The following is a 1,401-nucleotide window of genomic DNA, read 5'->3' on the forward strand; positions in this document are numbered from 1 at the left end:
TGTTGTAGACGTCGTTGGCAGGCGTATTGACTGCAACAGTGCCGGTGGTTTCGCCCGCAGCAATGTTAATGACCGAACCGTTGCTCAAAGTGACAGTCACTGGCGTCTGCGCGGCATTGGTCAAGGTCGCGGTGTAAACAATCGAACCGCCTTCAGTGATGTTCTCGCTGGCACTCAAGGTCAGGCCAGTGGTGTCCACCGAATCAGTGATCGTGGTGACGGCTGGCGTGGTGCTCGGCACCAGGTTCTCGAAGTTGCCGCCGGTTGCGCCCGTGATCGTGGTGCTGACGGTGCTGCCATTGTTGTAAACGTCATTCGCAGGTGTATTCACCGCAACGGTGCCGGTAGTTTCGCCGGCTGCGATGGTAATCACCGAGCCGTTGCTCAAGGTGACGGTCACTGGCGTTTGAGCGGCGTTGGTCAGGGTCGCGGTGTAGGTGATCTGGCCGCCTTCGGTAATGCTTTCGCTGGCGCTCAAGGTCAGGCCAGTGTCGTCCACCGAATCAGTGATCGTGGTGACGGCAGGCGTCGTGTCCGGCACCAGGTTCTCGAAGTTGCCACCAGTCGCACCGGTGATGGTGGTGCTGACGGTGCTGCCATTGTTGTAAACGTCGTTGGCAGGCGTATTAACTGCGACGGTGCCGGTGGTTTCGCCAGCTGCGATGGTAATCACCGAGCCGTTGCTCAGCGTCACGGTCACTGGCGTTTGCGCCGCGTTGGTCAGCGTCGCGGTATAGGTGATCTGGCCGCCTTCGGTGATGGTTTCGCTGGCGCTCAGGGTCAGGCCAGTGTCGTCCACCGAATCGGTGATCGTGGTGACCGCAGGCGTAGTGTCCGGAACCAGGTTCTCGAAGTTACCGCCGGTTGCGCCGGTAATGGTGGTGCTGACGGTACTGCCATTGTTGTAGACGTCGTTGGCGGGCGTATTGACTGCAACAGTGCCGGTGGTTTCACCGGCAGCGATGTTGATTACTGAGCCATTGCTCAGCGTCACGGTCACTGGCGTTTGCGCGGCGTTGGTCAGCGTTGCGGTGTAAACAATCGATCCGCCTTCGGTGATGCTCTCGCTGGCGCTCAGAGTCAGGCCAGTGTCGTCCACCGAATCAGTGATCGTGGTGACGGCAGGCGTAGTGTCCGGAACCAGATTTTCGAAGTTACCGCCGGTCGCACCGGTGATGGTGGTGCTGACAGTGCTGCCGTTGTTGTAGACGTCGTTGGCAGGCGTATTGACTGCAACAGTGCCAGTGGTTTCGCCCGCAGCAATGTTAATGACCGAACCGTTGCTCAAAGTGACAGTCACTGGCGTTTGCGCGGCGTTGGTCAGCGTTGCGGTGTAAACAATCGATCCACCTTCGGTGATGCTCTCGCTGGCACTCAGAGTCAGGCCAGTGTTATCCACCG

1 protein-coding gene is annotated in these 1,401 nt (G+C 59.1%); it reads right to left on the minus strand.

Features of this window, described 5'->3' with window-relative positions; all coding sequences use genetic code 11:
• Nucleotides 1-1,401: immunoglobulin-like domain-containing protein (locus ACODTO_RS29535; RefSeq protein ID WP_489107472.1), on the minus strand; the 1,401-nt coding region annotated here is incomplete at both ends.

This window comes from Pseudomonas sp. FG13, from assembly GCF_057809755.1.